Annotated in this window: 13 protein-coding genes and 1 tRNA gene; all 14 read right to left on the reverse strand. The window is 60.8% G+C overall.

Going from position 1 to position 16,714, the window contains the following annotated elements; translation table 11 throughout:
- Positions 1-1,169: elongation factor Tu (gene tuf / locus AAF358_26260; GenBank protein ID MEM7709080.1), on the reverse strand; the 1,169-nt coding region annotated here is incomplete at its 3' end.
- Between the two features lie 75 nt (positions 1,170-1,244).
- Positions 1,245-3,335 (reverse strand): elongation factor G, encoded by a 2,091-nt coding sequence (gene fusA, locus AAF358_26265; protein MEM7709081.1) that lies wholly within the window; start codon positions 3,333-3,335, stop codon positions 1,245-1,247.
- 43 nt (positions 3,336-3,378) lie between these two features.
- Positions 3,379-3,849, reverse strand: coding sequence for a 30S ribosomal protein S7 (gene rpsG, locus AAF358_26270; GenBank protein MEM7709082.1), 471 nt, complete (start codon positions 3,847-3,849; stop codon positions 3,379-3,381).
- Positions 3,850-3,895: 46 nt separating this feature from the next.
- Entirely contained in the window at positions 3,896-4,270 is a 375-nt protein-coding gene (rpsL, locus tag AAF358_26275; GenBank protein MEM7709083.1) for a 30S ribosomal protein S12, read from the reverse strand.
- A 259-nt stretch (positions 4,271-4,529) separates the two neighbouring features.
- Positions 4,530-8,735, reverse strand: coding sequence for a DNA-directed RNA polymerase subunit beta' (gene rpoC / locus AAF358_26280; GenBank protein ID MEM7709084.1), 4,206 nt, complete (start codon positions 8,733-8,735; stop codon positions 4,530-4,532).
- Positions 8,736-8,768: 33 nt separating this feature from the next.
- The gene (gene rpoB / locus AAF358_26285; protein MEM7709085.1) at positions 8,769-12,905 is read right to left on the reverse strand and encodes a DNA-directed RNA polymerase subunit beta; all 4,137 of its coding nucleotides are present in this window, start codon (positions 12,903-12,905) and stop codon (positions 8,769-8,771) included.
- 159 nt (positions 12,906-13,064) lie between these two features.
- The gene (rplL, locus tag AAF358_26290) at positions 13,065-13,445 is read right to left on the reverse strand and encodes a 50S ribosomal protein L7/L12 (protein ID MEM7709086.1); all 381 of its coding nucleotides are present in this window, start codon (positions 13,443-13,445) and stop codon (positions 13,065-13,067) included.
- Between the two features lie 54 nt (positions 13,446-13,499).
- Positions 13,500-14,027, reverse strand: a complete 528-nt coding sequence (gene rplJ, locus AAF358_26295; GenBank protein MEM7709087.1) for a 50S ribosomal protein L10 — start codon at positions 14,025-14,027, stop codon at positions 13,500-13,502.
- A gap of 201 nt (positions 14,028-14,228) precedes the next feature.
- Entirely contained in the window at positions 14,229-14,918 is a 690-nt protein-coding gene (gene rplA / locus AAF358_26300; protein MEM7709088.1) for a 50S ribosomal protein L1, read from the reverse strand.
- Positions 14,918-15,352 (reverse strand): 50S ribosomal protein L11, encoded by a 435-nt coding sequence (rplK, locus tag AAF358_26305; protein MEM7709089.1) that lies wholly within the window; start codon positions 15,350-15,352, stop codon positions 14,918-14,920. Before rplK ends, rplA begins: the two co-directional genes overlap by 1 nt.
- 100 nt (positions 15,353-15,452) lie before the next feature.
- On the reverse strand, positions 15,453-15,989 hold the full coding sequence (gene nusG, locus AAF358_26310) for a transcription termination/antitermination protein NusG (protein ID MEM7709090.1): 537 nt from the start codon (positions 15,987-15,989) through the stop codon (positions 15,453-15,455).
- Positions 15,990-15,991: 2 nt separating this feature from the next.
- Positions 15,992-16,363 carry a preprotein translocase subunit SecE gene (gene secE, locus AAF358_26315; GenBank protein MEM7709091.1) on the reverse strand — a complete coding sequence of 124 codons (372 nt, stop codon included), beginning with the start codon at positions 16,361-16,363 and terminating at the stop codon, positions 15,992-15,994.
- 43 nt (positions 16,364-16,406) lie between these two features.
- Positions 16,407-16,482 (reverse strand) — tRNA-Trp (locus tag AAF358_26320).
- Positions 16,483-16,551: 69 nt separating this feature from the next.
- Positions 16,552-16,714: elongation factor Tu (tuf, locus tag AAF358_26325; GenBank protein ID MEM7709092.1), on the reverse strand; the 163-nt coding region annotated here is incomplete at its 5' end.

Here is a 16,714-nt window from a genome sequence, read left to right on the forward strand (position 1 = left end):
ACGCCGGCGCCGACCGTGCGTCCGCCTTCGCGGATCGCAAAGCGAAGGCCGTCTTCCATCGCGATCGGCGCGATCAGCTCAACCTTCATCTGCACGTTGTCTCCCGGCATCACCATCTCAACGCCCTCCGGAAGCTCGCAAGCTCCCGTCACGTCCGTCGTGCGGAAGTAAAACTGCGGACGATAGCCCTTGAAGAACGGCGTGTGACGTCCACCCTCGTCCTTGCTCAGCACATAAACCTCACACTCAAACTTCGTGTGCGGCGTGATCGTGCCCGGATGCGCCAGTACCTGGCCGCGCTCCACGTCGTCTCGCTTCGTGCCGCGCAGCAGCACGCCCACGTTGTCACCCGCCTGACCTTCGTCAAGCAGCTTCCGGAACATCTCAACACCGGTGCAGGTCGTCTTCTCCGTGGCCTTGATGCCCACGATCTCGATTTCCTCTCCCACCTTGATGATGCCCCGCTCAACCCGGCCCGTCACAACCGTGCCCCGGCCAGAGATCGAGAACACGTCCTCAATCGGCATCAGGAACGGCTTTTCCGTGTCCCGCGTCGGCTCCGGAATGTACGCGTCCATCTCTTCGATCAGCTTCAGGATCGCCGGCACACCAATATCTGAGGTGTCACCTTCCAGCGCCTTCAGCGCGCTGCCCGTCACGATCGGCGTGTCGTCGCCCGGGAAGTCGTAGTCGCTCAGCAGCTCGCGTACTTCCATCTCGACCAGTTCCAGCAGCTCCTCGTCGTCGACCATGTCGGCTTTGTTCAGGAACACCAGAATGTACGGAACACCCACCTGACGCGACAGCAGAATGTGCTCGCGCGTCTGAGGCATCGGGCCGTCCGCGGCCGAACACACCAGGATCGCACCGTCCATCTGCGCCGCACCCGTGATCATGTTCTTCACGTAATCCGCGTGACCCGGGCAGTCAACGTGCGCGTAGTGACGCGAGTCAGACTCGTACTCCACGTGCGCCGTCGCAATCGTGATACCCCGCGCTCGCTCTTCCGGCGCGTTGTCAATCTGATCGTAAGCCTTCACCTCGCCGCCGCGTGCCTCAGCACACACCTTCGTCAGCGCCGCCGTCAGCGTCGTCTTGCCGTGGTCTACGTGACCAATCGTCCCGACGTTAACGTGTGGCTTTGTACGCTCAAATTTTTCCTTCGCCATTTTCTCTTAACCTTTCAAAAAAACGTATTTTGGTGTTATTCGTTGTAACGTCGACTCAAGTCGATCCGGGGCCGATCAGGCCTGATTGATCACCGCGTCAGCCACGCTGGACGGGGCCTCAGCGTAGTGATCAAACTCCATGCTGTAGGTCGCTCGACCCTGAGACATGGACCGCAGATCCGTGGCGTAGCCGAACATTTCGGCCAGCGGCACGTTGGCGCGGACAATCTTGCCGGCCGGTGACTCTTCCATCCCCTGGACGATGCCGCGGCGACGGTTAAGGTCACCCATCACGTCACCCATGTAGTCTTCCGGTGACACCACCTCGACCTTCATGACCGGCTCGAGCAGGTTCATACCCGCTTCCTGAGCAGCCGCCTTCATACCCATCGAGCCAGCGATCTTAAACGCCATCTCGTTGGAGTCGACGTCGTGATAAGAGCCGTCGTACAGCGCAACCTTCACGTCGACCACCGGGAAGCCCGCCAGCACACCGCTTTCCATCTGCTCTTGAATGCCTTTGTCGACAGACGAGATGTATTCGCGAGGCACGACACCACCGACGATTTCATTCACGAACTCGTAGCCGGCACCGCGTTCCTGCGGCTCAACGCGCAGCCGCACGTGACCGTACTGACCGCGACCGCCAGACTGGCGAACAAACTTGCCTTCCGCCTCAACTTGACGCTTGAACGACTCACGGTAGGCAACCTGCGGCTTCCCGACGTTCGCCTCGACGCTGAACTCGCGCTTCATGCGATCGACAATGATATCGAGGTGAAGCTCACCCATGCCGGCGATAATGGTCTGGCCGGATTCTTCGTCGGAGCTGACGCGAAAGGACGGATCTTCCTGCGCGAGCTTGCTCAGCGCGACACCCATCTTTTCCTGGTCAGCCTTGGTCTTGGGCTCAACCGCCACCGCAATCACCGGCTCCGGAAATTCCATCCGCTCGAGCGTGATGATGTCGGACTGCGCGGACAGCGTATCGCCGGTCGTGACGTCCTTCAGGCCCACCGCGGCGGCGATATCGCCGGCGCGCACTTCTTTGATCTCCTCACGGGAGTTCGAGTGCATCTGCAGGATGCGGCCTAGCCGCTCCTTCTTGCTCTTGACCGGGTTGTAGACCGAGTCGCCCGCGCTCACCACGCCGGAGTAAACCCGGAAGAAGGTCAACGTGCCGACATAGGGGTCGGTCGCAATCTTGAACGCCAGCGCAGAAAATGGCGCTTCGTCGTCGCTGGGCCGGGAAGATTCGGTTCCGTCTTCCAGCACACCTTTAATAGCGGGCACTTCCTGCGGCGCGGGCATGTAGTGAATGACCGCGTCCAGCATCGCCTGCACGCCTTTGTTCTTAAACGCCGTACCGCACATCACGGGAACCAGAGAGTTGGCAATCGTCCCGGCGCGGATACCCTCACGGATCTCCTCGTCGGTCAGCTCACCATCTTCCAGATACTTTTCCATCAGGTCATCGGTGCTTTCAGCCGCGGCCTCCACCATCACCTCACGCGCTGCTTCCGCCGCATCCTGAAGCTCAGCGGGAATGTCGCGCTCTTCGTAGGTGACGCCCATGTCGTCCGGGTTCCAGTGGATCGCCTTCATCTTGATGAGGTCGATGACACCTTCGAAGCCGTCCTCGGCACCGATCGGCAGCTGGACAGGCACGGCGTTAGCGCCCAGACGCTCTTTGATCTGGTCTACCACTCGCTCGAAGTTCGCGCCGGCGCGGTCCATCTTGTTGATGAACGCCATGCGCGGAACCTGATACTTGGAAGCCTGACGCCACACGGTCTCAGACTGAGGCTCCACGCCACCAACCGCGCAGAACACGGCTACGGCGCCGTCAAGGACGCGCAGCGAACGCTCCACCTCAATGGTGAAGTCCACGTGGCCGGGGGTGTCGATGATATTGATTCGGTACTCGGGCCAATCCTGGTCCATGCCTCGCCAGAAGCAGGTGGTCGCCGCGGAGGTAATGGTGATGCCCCGCTCCTGCTCCTGCTCCATCCAGTCCATGGTGGCATTACCGTCATGCACCTCACCAATCTTGTGGGAGACGCCGGTGTAGAACAGGATGCGTTCAGTCGTCGTCGTCTTGCCAGCATCGATGTGAGCCATGATGCCAATGTTGCGATAACGATTGAGAGGGGTTTTACGAGCCACGGTCTTTTCCTGATTTACCTTGTTAAAGGGCCTGCAATCTCATCTACCAGCGGTAGTGAGAGAAGGCCTTGTTGGCTTCCGCCATTCGGTGCGTTTCTTCGCGCTTCTTGATTGCGGCGCCGCGCTGCTCAGCGGCGTCCAGCAGTTCGCCCGCCAGCTTGCGGGGCATATTGGGTTCGCCGCGCTTGCGCGCCGCGTCGATGACCCAGCGCATGGCCAGCGCGTTACGGCGATTCGGACGAACCTCCACAGGCACCTGGTAGGTGGCACCACCGACACGGCGGGACTTTACCTCTACCACGGGGCGCACATTCTCGAGCGCTTTCTCCACGAGCTCGATCGGATCCTCAACGCTACGAGACGAAATCTGATCGAGCGCGCCATACACAATGCGCTCCGCCACAGATTTTTTGCCGCTGCGCATCACCATGTTGATGAAGCGGGCGATCATCTCACTGCTGTGCTTCGGATCGGGCAGCAGTTCTCGCTGGTAGTTGCCTTTTTTTCGGGACATCGATGTTTTCTCTGATTTTCTTAAACGCCGCGCGCGAGGGCGGGGATCAGCCCTTAGGCCGCTTGGTTCCGTACTTGGATCGCGCCTGCTTCCGGTCTGACACGCCTGCCGTGTCGAGGCTGCCGCGAACCACGTGGTAGCGCACGCCGGGCAGATCCTTCACACGACCGCCGCGGATCAGCACCACCGAGTGCTCCTGCAGGTTATGACCTTCGCCACCGATATAGCTGGTGACTTCGAAACCGTTGGTCAGGCGTACGCGAGCGACCTTACGAAGCGCCGAGTTCGGCTTCTTCGGCGTGGTGGTGTACACGCGGGTGCACACGCCACGGCGCTGCGGGCAGGCTTCCAGGGCCGGCACGTTGCTTTTGTACATTTTCGGCTTGCGCGGCTTCCGCACCAGCTGGTTGATGGTGGACATACTTTTATTGCCTTCAGAAAACAACGACAGGCAGGGGTGGCCCCTGCCTGTCGAAAGAGCGGGAATTCTAGTGACATCGGATTGGGGTGTCAAGGCGTTTTCCCTGGCACCCGGCCGCCCCTCAAGGCGACACAATCAAAAGCCTATGCGAACGTTTCAGTTTCGTCAATGAAACGTGGATTTTGTCCAGGAAAAAGAAAAGGGCCGCCCCTGAGGCGGCCCCACTTTTTAGACTGATGGCTAGAGTTAGCGCCCCGCGTCAGGACGTTTCTTCGGTCGTCTCGCTGCTCTCGGCACCGATATCGCCGGTGATCTCCTCCAGCTCCGCACTGATGCCGCGACGCTTGCGGCGACGCTCCTCGTGGTACGCCAAGCCGGTTCCGGCAGGGATCAGACGACCGACAATCACGTTTTCCTTCAGGCCGCGCAGCTGGTCCCGGGTTCCGCGCACGGACGCTTCGGTAAGCACCCGCGTGGTTTCCTGGAACGAGGCTGCCGAAATGAACGACTCCGTGGCCAGCGACGCCTTGGTGATCCCCAGCAGCACCCGCTCGTAGCGAGCCGGCGCTTCGTCGTTGGCCTCGGCCTTTTCGTTGTTGTCCAGCACGCGATTGCGCTCGAGCTGCTCGCCGCGCAGCATGTTGGTGTCGCCCGACTCCAAAATCTGCACCTTACGCAACATCTGACGGATGATCGCCTCGATGTGCTTGTCGTTGATTTTCACACCCTGCAGTCGGTAGACGTCCTGAATTTCCTTCACCAGGTAGTCGGCCAGGGCCTCAACGCCGAGCAAACGCAGGATGTCATGCGGGTTGAGCTCACCGTCAACCACCACTTCACCCTTCTCCACGTGTTCACCTTCGAACACTAAGATGTTGCGCCACTTCGGAATCAGCTCTTCCGTTGCATCACCGTCCTTATCGGTGATTACCAGCCGCTGCTTGCCTTTGGTGTCCTTACCGAAGCTGACGATACCGGTCGCTTCGGCCAGCACCGCCTGCTCCTTAGGCTTGCGAGCCTCGAACAGGTCGGCCACGCGGGGCAGACCACCGGTGATGTCGCGGGTTTTGCTGGAGGCCTGCGGAATCCGCGCCACCACGTCACCCACGCCCACCTCAGCCCCGTCCTGCAGGCTGATGATCGCGCCTGCCGGCAGGAAGTACTGCGCCGGTAGATCGGTGTCGGCCAGGCACAGCTCTTTGCCCTTCTTGTCGACCAGGGTCACCAGCGGCCGCAGGTCTTTACCGGCACTGCCACGGGTCTTGGGATCGGTTACAACAAAGTTCTGCAGACCCGTGATGTCGTCCACCTGCTCGTCTACGGTCACGCCGTCAACAAAATCGGTGAATTTCAGGATACCCGCGACCTCGGTCACGATCGGATGGGTATGCGGATCCCAGTTGGCGATGGTTTGGCCAGCCGTCACATCGTCGCCGTCCTTGATGCTGAGCACCGCGCCGTAGGGCACCTTGTAGCGCTCTTTCTCGCGCATCTGCTCGTCGATCACGGAGATCTCGCCGGAGCGGGATACCGCCACCAGGTGGCCTTCGTTGTGCTGCACAAACTTCAGATTGTGCAGGCGGGTCGAACCGTTGGACTTGACCGCCACGTGGTCCACCGCAGCCGCACTAGATGCCGCACCACCGATGTGGAAGGTCCGCATGGTCAGCTGGGTGCCCGGCTCGCCGATACTCTGAGCCGCGATGACGCCGATCGACTCACCGAGGTTCACCAGGTGACCTCGGGCGAGGTCGCGCCCGTAGCACATGGCGCACACGCCAAAGCGGGTTTCGCAGGTGATCGGCGAGCGGACCTTGATGGAATCTACGCCCATCTCGTCGAGTTTTTTCACCCATGCCTCGTCCAGCAGCGTGTTGCGCGGGACCGCAGGATCTTCGCCGTCTTTCTGCGAAGGTGCCCAGGTGTCCTCAGCAACCACGCGACCCAGCACGCGATCGGCCAGGGCTTCGACCACGTCACCGCCTTCAACGATCGGCGTCATGGTGAGACCGGCTTCGGTTTTGCAGTCAGGCTCGGTGACAACTACGTCCTGCGCCACGTCCACCAGACGCCGGGTCAGATACCCGGAGTTGGCGGTCTTCAGTGCCGTGTCGGCCAGACCCTTCCGGGCGCCGTGCGTCGAGATGAAGTATTGCAGTACGTTCAGACCCTCACGGAAGTTTGCCGTGATCGGCGTCTCGATGATCGAGCCATCCGGCTTGGCCATCAGGCCCCGCATGCCCGCCAGCTGGCGGATCTGCGCAGCGGAACCCCGCGCGCCTGAGTCGGCCATGATGAAGATCGAGTTCATCGAAGGCTGATCCACCTTGTTGCCCTCGGCGTCTTCCACGTGGTCCGTACCCAGGTGGTCCATCATGGCTTTCGCCACCTGCTCGTTGGTGCGCGACCAGATGTCGACGACCTTGTTGTAGCGCTCGCCGCTGGTCACGAGACCGGAAGCATACTGCTCCTGAATCTCCACCACTTCGGTATCGGCATCGTCGAGAATTTTCTTCTTCTCTTCCGGCACCTTGAGGTCGACCACACCGATCGAGACGCCCGCCTTCGTGGCGTAGTGGAATCCGGTGTACATCAGGCGGTCGGCGAAGACCACGCTGGCCTTCAGGCCGAGGCGTCGGTAGCACTCGTTGATCAGGTTGGAGATGGCGCGCTTGGTCAGCGGCTGGTTCATCTGATCGAACGGCAGACCCTCGGGCAGGATTTCCGCCAGCAGCGAACGGCCGACGGTGGTTTCCACCAGGCCCGTCAGAGCCTCCGTTTCGCCTTCACCCAGGTCGCGGTGGTAATCCATCCGAACCTTGACCTTGGCGTGCAGCTCCACCTGCTTGTTCTGGTATGCGCGGTGCACCTCGTCGATGTTGCTGAACACCATGCCCTCACCCGGCACGTTCACCAGCTCCCGGGTCATGTAGTACAGGCCCAGAACGACGTCCTGGGTCGGTACGATGATCGGGTCACCGTTCGCGGGCGAAAGGATGTTGTTGGTTGACATCATCAGCGCTCGCGCTTCGAGCTGTGCTTCCAGCGACAGCGGGACGTGCACCGCCATCTGGTCGCCGTCGAAGTCCGCGTTGAACGCGGTGCACACCAGCGGGTGCAGCTGAATCGCTTTACCTTCGATCAGCACCGGCTCAAAGGCCTGAATGCCCAGACGGTGCAGCGTCGGCGCCCGGTTCAGCAGAATCGGGTGCTCGCGGATCACCTCTTCCAGGATGTCCCAGACCTCAGCGCTCTCGCGCTCAACCAGCTTCTTGGCTGCCTTGATGGTGGTGGCCAGTCCGCGTCGCTGCAGCTTGGAGAAGATAAATGGCTTGAACAGCTCAAGCGCCATCTTCTTCGGAATACCACACTGGTGCAGACGCAGCGTCGGACCCACCACGATCACGGAACGACCGGAATAGTCCACCCGCTTGCCGAGCAGGTTCTGACGGAACCGGCCCTGCTTGCCTTTGATCATGTCGGCCAGCGACTTTAGCGGGCGCTTGTTGGTGCCGGTGATGGCCCGGCCGCGGCGGCCGTTGTCCAGCAGCGCGTCGACCGCTTCCTGCAGCATGCGCTTCTCGTTGCGCACGATGATGTCCGGCGCGTTGAGCTCCAGCAGACGCTTCAGGCGGTTGTTGCGGTTGATCACCCGGCGATACAGGTCGTTCAGGTCGGAGGTCGCAAAGCGGCCACCGTCCAGCGGCACCAGCGGACGCAGGTCCGGCGGCAGGACCGGCAGCACGGTCATGACCATGTTCTCTGGCCGGTTGCCGGAATCGAGGAACGCCTCAACCAGCTTGATGCGCTTGGACAGGCGCTTCAGCTTGGTCTCAGAATTCGTCGCGGCAATCTCTTCGCGCAGCTTCAGCAGCTCGCCGTTCAGGTCGATGTGCTTGAGCAATTCGTAGACCGCCTCGGCGCCCATGCGCGCGTCGAACTCGTCTCCGTACTCTTCCATCGCTTCCAGGTACTGCTCGTCGGTGAGGAGCGAACCGGTTTCCAGCGGCGTCATGCCGGGATCGATGACCACAAATGACTCGAAGTAGAGGATGCGCTCGATCTCGCGGAGCGTCATGTCCATCATCAGGCCGATGCGCGACGGCAGCGACTTGAGGAACCAGATGTGGGCGACGGGTGAGGCCAGCTCGATGTGGCCCATGCGCTCGCGGCGAACCTTGGTCAGGGTCACCTCGGTGCCGCACTTCTCGCACACCACGCCGCGATGCTTCATGCGCTTGTACTTGCCGCAGAGGCACTCGTAGTCTTTGACCGGGCCAAAGATTGCCGCGCAGAACAGGCCGTCACGTTCCGGTTTGAAGGTACGGTAGTTAATGGTTTCCGGCTTCTTCACCTCGCCGTAAGACCAGGACCGGATCATCTCCGGTGAAGCCAAACCAATCCGGATGGCTTCGAAGTCCACCGGCTGCCGCTGTTGATTGAACAGATTGAGAAGATCTTTCACTCTGTATCTCTCCTTTGGACCGCAAGCGGCCTCTTAGTCTTCGTCCAGCTCGATGTTGATACCAAGCGAGCGAATTTCCTTCACCAGCACGTTAAACGACTCGGGCATACCCGCCACCATGTGGTGGTCGCCGTCGACGATATTTTTGTACATCTGGTTTCGTCCTGCCACGTCGTCCGACTTGACCGTCAGCATTTCCTGCAGGGTGTAGGCAGCCCCGTACGCTTCCAGCGCCCAGACCTCCATCTCACCGAACCGCTGACCGCCGAACTGCGCCTTACCGCCCAGCGGCTGCTGGGTGACGAGGCTGTACGGGCCGGTTGAACGGGCGTGCATCTTGTCGTCGACCAGGTGGTTGAGCTTCAGCATATACATGTAGCCCACGGTCACCGGCCGGTCGAACGCGTCACCCGTTCGGCCGTCGATCAGGGTTGTCTGCCCAGAGGCCGGCAGGTCTGCCAGCTCCAGCAGCTTGTCGATCTCCTTTTCGGCGGCGCCGTCGAAGACCGGTGTCGCCATCGGCACACCCTTACTCAGGTTTTTGGCCAGCTCGTGGATCTGCTCTTCGGAGAAGTCACCGAGGCTGACGCGCCCGGTCATGTCCGAGTTGTAGATCGACTCGATGAACTTCTTGAGCTGGTTGGTCGTCTTTTGCTCGTCCAGCATCTTCTGGATCTGACGCCCTAACCCTCGTGCAGCCCATCCCAGGTGGGTCTCAAGCACCTGCCCGATGTTCATGCGGGACGGAACACCCAGCGGGTTGAGCACGATATCTACCGGCTCACCCTCTTCCGTATAAGGCATGTCCTCCACCGGAACGATCATGGAGATCACGCCCTTGTTGCCGTGCCGACCCGCCATCTTGTCACCCGGCTGGATACGACGCTTCACGGCCAGATAGACCTTCACCATCTTCAGCACGCCCGGCGCCAGATCGTCACCGGCGGTGATCTTGCGCTTCTTCTCTTCGAAGCGGGCGTCGAACTGCTCGTGCTGCTTGGCGATCTGCTCGGCCGCCTGCTCCAGCTGCTCCTGGACCTCAGCGTTGCGCATGCGCAGCTTGAACCAGTCCTCGCGGGGCAGTTCGGCGAGATAGGCCTGGGTGACCTTAGCGCCTTTCTTGAGGCCCGGTCCTTTGTCGGCAATCTTGCCGTCCAGCAGCCCTTCGAGGCGGTTGCAGATGGCGGCCTCAAGAATCCGGTACTGATCGTCCAGATCCTTTCGGACCGACTTCAGCTCCTCGGTTTCGATCTGGATGGCGCGCTTGTCTTTCTCCACGCCATCGCGGGTGAAGACCTGCACGTCGATCACGGTGCCGTCCATGCCGGGCGGAACCCGCAGCGAGGAGTCCTTCACGTCGGAAGCCTTTTCGCCAAAGATCGCGCGCAGCAGCTTTTCTTCCGGCGTCAGCTGGGTCTCACCTTTCGGCGTGACCTTGCCCACCAGAATATCGCCCGCCTTGACCTCAGCACCGATGAAGACGATGCCCGATTCATCCAGCTTGGCCAGCGCGTGTTCACCCACGTTCGGAATATCCGCGGTGATCTCCTCCGGCCCGAGCTTGGTGTCGCGGGCGACACAAGACAGCTCTTCGATGTGGATGGTCGTGAAGCGATCTTCCTGAACCACCCGCTCGGAGATAAGAATCGAGTCCTCAAAGTTGTAACCGTTCCAGGGCATAAACGCGACCAGCATGTTCTGGCCCAGCGCCAGCTCGCCGAGGTCGGTCGAGGGACCGTCCGCCAGCACGTCGTCGGCGCTGATCAGGTCACCTGGCCGCACCAGCGGCCGTTGGTTGATGCAGGTGTTCTGGTTGGATCGCTGATACTTTGTCAGGTTGTAGATGTCGACACCGGGGTCGTTCGGACCGACTTCCTCCTGGTTGACCCGGATTACAATCCGGCCTGCGTCCACCGCGTGCACCACGCCGCCGCGCTTGGCGACCACGGTGACACCCGAATCGGTGGCCACAACCCGCTCCATGCCGGTTCCCACCAGCGGCTTGTCGGCGCGCAGCGTCGGCACCGCCTGGCGCTGCATGTTGGACCCCATGAGGGCGCGGTTCGCATCATCGTGTTCCAGGAAGGGCACCAGCGAGGCGGCCACCGAAACAATCTGCTTCGGCGACACGTCCATGTACTGCATCTCCGCCTTGGTTTTGACGGTGAATTCACCCTGGTGGCGGCACGGCACAAACTCATCGGTGAAGCTGCCGTCTTTCTTCAGCTTCGAGTTGGCCTGCGCGACCACGTACTCGCCTTCCTCGATCGCCGACAGGTACTCGACCTCGTCGGTGACCTTGCCGTCCACCACCTTACGATACGGCGTCTCGAGGAAACCGTAATCGTTGGTGCGGGCGTAGACTGCCAGCGAGTTGATCAGACCGATGTTCGGGCCTTCCGGCGTCTCGATCGGGCACACGCGACCGTAGTGCGTCGGGTGCACGTCCCGCACCTCAAAGCCGGCCCGCTCGCGCGTCAGGCCGCCAGGGCCTAGCGCCGAAACGCGCCGCTTGTGGGTGACTTCCGACAGCGGGTTGTTTTGGTCCATAAACTGGGACAGCTGCGAGGAGCCAAAGAACTCCTTGACCGCGGCCGCCACCGGCTTGGCGTTGATCAGCTCCTGCGGCGTCAGGCCCTCAGACTCGGCCAGCGACAGGCGCTCTTTCACGGCCCGCTCGACGCGCACCAGACCCACGCGGAAAACATTCTCCGCCATCTCGCCGACGCTTCGAACCCGCCGGTTGCCCAGGTGGTCGATATCGTCGACCGAGCCATTCCCGTTGCGGATGTCGATCAGCACCCGCAGTACGTCAAAAATATCCTGGCTGCCGAGGATGCCTTCACCGACAATCTCCGACCGGCCGACGCGGCGGTTGAACTTCATCCGACCGACCGCCGACAGGTCGTAGCGCTCGGCGGTGAAAAACAGGTTGTTAAACAGGTTTTGCGCCGCCTCTTTGGTCGGCGGCTCACCCGGTCGCATCATCCGATAGATTTCCACCAGCGCTTCAAGCTCGGTGGTGGTCGGGTCGATGCGCAGCGTGCTGGACAGATAAGGCCCGCGATCCAAATCGTTAACGTAGAGGACGCGGATCTCCTTGACACCAGCGTCGCGCAGCGCCTGAATTTGCTCTTCGGTCAGCTCGTCGTTGGCCTGGGCCAGCAGCTCACCGCTTTCCTTGTCCACGACGTTGTGCGCCAGCACGCGGCCGACGAGGTACTCGTCCGGCACGTGCAGCTTGTCGATGTCAGCTTTGGCCAGCTCGCGCACGTGGCGCGCGGTGATGCGGCGGCCCTGCTCGACGACAACCTTGCGGCCCACCTTGATTTCGAAGGAGGCGGTCTCACCGCGTAGGCGCTCCGGAATCAGCTTGAGCTCGGCGCCCTCTTTCTGCAGCTTGAATTCGTTGGTGTCGAAGAACGTGTCGAGAATCTGCTCATTGTCCAGACCCAGCGCCCGCAGCAGGATGGTCACCGGCAGCTTTCGACGGCGATCGATCCGGGTGAAGATGCAGTCTTTGGGGTCGAACTCGAAGTCGAGCCACGAACCACGGTAGGGGATCACCCGCGCGGAATAAAGGAGCTTTCCGGAAGAGTGCGTCTTGCCCTTGTCGTGGTCAAAAAACACGCCCGGTGAACGGTGCAGCTGAGACACGATCACGCGCTCGGTGCCGTTCACGATGAAGGTGCCGGTGTCGGTCATCAGGGGCAGCTCGCCCATGTAGACCTCCTGCTCCCGCACCTCTTTGATTTTCTTGGTCTTGCTTTCCTTGTCGTAAATGACCAGGCGGACGAGCACGCGCAGCGGGGCCCCGTAAGATAGGCCTCGCAGCTTACATTCTTTGACGTCAAACGGCGGCTCGCCGATGTAATAAAACAGATACTGGAGCTCAGCGTTACCGGAGTAGCTGACAATCGGGAACACGGAGCTCAGGGCCGCGTGCAGGCCCCGATTGTTCAGGTGTTCACCGATCAGCGTGTCGAGCTGCTCGTCGGACATGTTGCGACCGCGTCGCTGCCATTCGGCCAGCACCGCCTCGGACGCACCGACCTGCAGAAACTGGGCATACGAATCGATCTGGGTAGACAGCAGAAACGGGATACGCCGCACTTCCGCCTGCTTACCAAAGTCTTTTCGAATTCGCTTACGTTCGGTGAATGAATACATGTTTCAGTACCTGCTACTCGTTTGAGTCTGCTTAAGTATTTACAAGAGTCGTCAAGACTCTGTGCGCGGCGTTTTTGCCCCTTCCCAAACGGGAAAAGGCCGGGAGCGAAATACGCTCCCAGCCGCGGTGTCTCGCATCGGCTTGGGCCGGAAGGTCGATTACTTGACTTCGACCTTGGCGCCAGCTTCTTCGAGCTGCTTCTGGATTTCTCCAGCTTCGTCTTTGTTGACACCTTCTTTGACGGCTGCCGGGGCGCCCTCAACCAGATCCTTGGCTTCTTTGAGGCCCAGGCCGGTGATTCCGCGAACCGCCTTAATGACGGCGACCTTGTTGTCGCCGAAGCTGGCGAGAACAACGTCAAACTCGGTCTTCTCTTCAGCTGCCGCGGCTTCGCCGCCTGCTGCCGGACCCGCAGCAACCGCTACCGGCGCTGCCGCAGACACACCCCACTCTTCTTCCAGCTCGCCAATCAGACCAACCAGGTCCATCACGGGCATCTGGCTGAGAGCTTCTTTGATCTCTTCTCGTGAAACTGCCATTGGATAAAACTCCTAACTAAATCAAATTTCCAAAACGGTTTACCGAAGCGGCTGTTAAGCGGCTTCCTGCTTGTCTTTGTAAGCTGCGAGTACTCGCACCAGCTGGGCTTGGGGCTCTGCGATGGTCCGAACAAACTTCTCGGCAGGCGCTTTCATCAGACCCAACAGCTGGGCCCGCGCCTGATCCAGGGTCGGCAGTGATGCCAGCTGACCCAGACCTTCGCTGCCGAGGAGCTGACCATCGATGGAGACAAACTTCGTCACCAGCTGGTCGTTGTCCTTGGCAAAGTCCTTCACCAGACGTGCGGCGGAACCCGGGTCTTCCTGCGAAAAAGCAAACAGCAGGGGACCGGTGAGCTCCTCTTTGATGCACTCAAATGAGGTGCCTTCCACCGCTCGGCGCACCAGGGTGTTCTTAGCGACCCGCAGGTAGACGCCTTCTTTCCGCGCCTGATCGCGCAGGGAAGTCATCTGTTCCACGGTCAATCCCCGATACTCAGCAGCAACAGCAGACAGCGCGTCAGCAGCAACTGCTGCAACTTCGGCGACTACTTTCTTTTTTTGCTCAAAATTGAGCGCCATTGCATACCTCCAGTTGTTTACGGTGCCCCGCCCGCCGCAAACCGCTTTGGGGAAAGGATTCACCGTCTGCGCAGGCCACCTCCCGTCCGGGAGACATTTGGGGGCGGCTATCCGTAGTGCCCACCTGCGGTCTTTGACGGGGCAGGCGATCATCGCTGACCCCCTGCTCCTTCAAATTCTTAAAATTCTCTCTTCGTGTCCTTAAACCAGGCCAGAGTGCTCAACCACAATGCCGGGCCCCATGGTGGTGGAAACCGCCACCTTGCGCATGTACTGCCCTTTGGCGGCAGCCGGCTTGGCCTTGACCAGGTCAGCCAGCAGCGCCCGCAGGTTGGTCTCGAGATCCGCTGCTTCGAAGTCCACCTTGCCGATGGTGCAGTGAATGATCCCGGCTTTGTCGGTCCGATACCGGACCTGACCCGCCTTGGCGTTCTTGACCGCTCCCTCAACATCCGGTGAGACTGTCCCGACCTTGGGATTCGGCATCAGGCCACGCGGACCCAGAATCTGACCCAGCTTGCCGACCACACGCATGGCGTCAGGCGTGGCGATGACCGTGTCGAAGTTCAGATCACCCTTTTGGATCTGCTCGGCCAGGTCTTCGAACCCAACCACGTCGGCGCCGGCTGCTTTGGCCTTTTCAGCGTTCTCGCCCTGAGCAAAAACCGCCACGCGGACGTCTTTACCAGTGCCTTTCGGCAGCACCGTGGAGCCGCGAACCTGCTGGTCGGACCGCTTCGGATCAACGCCGAGGCGCACAGCCACATCCACCGACTCCTTAAACTTCACGCTGGAGACCTCTTTTAGGAGGTTGAGCGCTTCGGCCAACTCATAGGGCCGGGCTTCAATTTTTTCTGCGATCGCGCGCAGTCGCTTGCCGATGCGGGCCATCAGACGACACCCTCCACTTCCAGCCCCATGCTGCGCGCGCTGCCAGCGATGGTGCGAACCGCCGCGTCCATGTCAGCTGCCGTCAGATCCGGCTCTTTGGCCTTGGCGATCTCTTCCAGCTGGGCGCGCGTGACCTTGCCAACTTTTTTGGTGTTGGGCTCACCGCTGCCTTTGGGAATGCCCGCGGCTTTGCGCAGCAGCACCGACGCCGGGACCGTCTTTGTGATGTAAGTAAAGCTGCGGTCGGCGTAGACCGTGATCACCACGGGAATCGGCAGACCTGGCTCGACACTCTGCGTCGCAGCGTTGAAGGCCTTGCAGAATTCCATGATGTTGACACCGTGCTGACCCAGCGCCGGACCCACGGGTGGGCTCGGGTTAGCCTGGCCGGCCGGTACCTGCAGCTTGATGTAAGCCTGTACTTTCTTTGCCATTGTTTATCTCCTCGGGTTCAAGCGCCGATCAACCTGTGATCCAGCTCCCCGCAGTTTTTTGTTCAGCCGCCGCACCCGCCATGACGAGCCTGGAGGCCACTCAGCCCTTTTCGACCTGGGCAAATTCCAGCTCGACCGGCGTCGACCGGCCGAAAATCAGCACCGCCACACGCAGGCGGGACTTTTCATAGTTCACTTCCTCGACGACGCCGTTGAAGTCGTTGAACGGCCCGTCGATGACGCGCACCATCTCACCCGCTTCAAACAGCACCTTCGGCCGCGGCTTGTCGACGCCCTCCTGCACACGCTGCAGGATCTGATCGGCTTCCCGATCAGTGATCGGCGCAGGTCGATCCGCGGTACCGCCGATAAAACCCATCACCTTTGGCACGTCTTTGACCAGGTGCCAGCTGTCGTCATCCAGGTCCATCTGCACCAGCACATAACCCGGGAAGAACTTCCGCTCGCTGCGGCGCTTCTGGCCGGCGCGCATCTCGACCACCTCTTCGGTAGGCACAAGAATGTCGCCAAACTTTTCTTCCATGCCGGCGCGCGCAATGCGCTCTTCCAGCGAGCGCTTCACCTGGTGCTCAAAACCAGAGTAAGCGTGAACCACGTACCATCGCTTCTCAGACATCGTCATCCCACCAGCAGGCTAACCAGCCCTCCGAAGACCCAATCCAGCAGCCAGATCAGTAGACCCACCAGGATCACCACAACCACCACGGCGAGCGTGGTTTGCAGCGTTTCGTTGCGGGTCGGCCACACAACCTTCTGCCGCTCGATGTTGGCCTCGCGCATAAAGGCCAGGAATGACCGACCTTTGGTCGTCAGCGCGGCGACAAACAGCGCCAGCCCAATCGTCAGCAGCAGACCGACAACACGGACCGGCGTAAGCACCTGCGCTTCCAGCGCGTAGAACCCATAGACACCGCCGGCCACGATGGCCAGAGCGGCAATCCATTTCAGCGGGTCCATCGCCGAGGATTGTGGTTCAACTTTTGCGTTCATTAATGCTGATTGTCCGGTCGGTCGTGTGGCGCTTTGATGAAGGTGGCAGGCGAGGAGGGACTCGAACCCCCAACCTGCGGTTTTGGAGACCGCTGCTCTGCCAGTTGAGCTACTCGCCTGCAGCTGGGCGCCACTCTGGACGCCCGTCTGCCATCAAAGCCTGCCTTACGACTCGACAGTCAAATGGTTTACTCGATAATTTTCGCGACCACGCCGGCGCCGACCGTGCGTCCGCCTTCGCGGATCGCAAAGCGAAGGCCGTCTTCCATCGCGATCGGCGCGATCAGCTCAACCTTCATCTGCACGTTGTCTCCCGGCATCACCATCTCAACGCCCTCCGGAAGCTCGCAA

Source organism: Pseudomonadota bacterium, assembly GCA_039033415.1.
Lineage (GTDB): Bacteria > Pseudomonadota > Gammaproteobacteria > Xanthomonadales > SZUA-38 > JANQOZ01.

Bases quoted from the DNA above. Each gene is read 5' to 3' on its own strand.
- rpsG (MEM7709082.1), bottom strand. From the start codon at position 3,849: ATGTCCCGAAAAAAAGGCAACTACCAGCGAGAACTGCTGCCCGATCCG.
- rpsL (MEM7709083.1), bottom strand. From the start codon at position 4,270: ATGTCCACCATCAACCAGCTGGTGCGGAAGCCGCGCAAGCCGAAAATG.
- rpoB (MEM7709085.1), bottom strand. From the start codon at position 12,905: ATGTATTCATTCACCGAACGTAAGCGAATTCGAAAAGACTTTGGTAAG.
- rplL (MEM7709086.1), bottom strand. From the start codon at position 13,445: ATGGCAGTTTCACGAGAAGAGATCAAAGAAGCTCTCAGCCAGATGCCC.
- rplJ (MEM7709087.1), bottom strand. From the start codon at position 14,027: ATGGCGCTCAATTTTGAGCAAAAAAAGAAAGTAGTCGCCGAAGTTGCA.
- rplA (MEM7709088.1), bottom strand. From the start codon at position 14,918: ATGGCCCGCATCGGCAAGCGACTGCGCGCGATCGCAGAAAAAATTGAA.
- rplK (MEM7709089.1), bottom strand. From the start codon at position 15,352: ATGGCAAAGAAAGTACAGGCTTACATCAAGCTGCAGGTACCGGCCGGC.
- nusG (MEM7709090.1), bottom strand. From the start codon at position 15,989: ATGTCTGAGAAGCGATGGTACGTGGTTCACGCTTACTCTGGTTTTGAG.
- secE (MEM7709091.1), bottom strand. From the start codon at position 16,363: ATGAACGCAAAAGTTGAACCACAATCCTCGGCGATGGACCCGCTGAAA.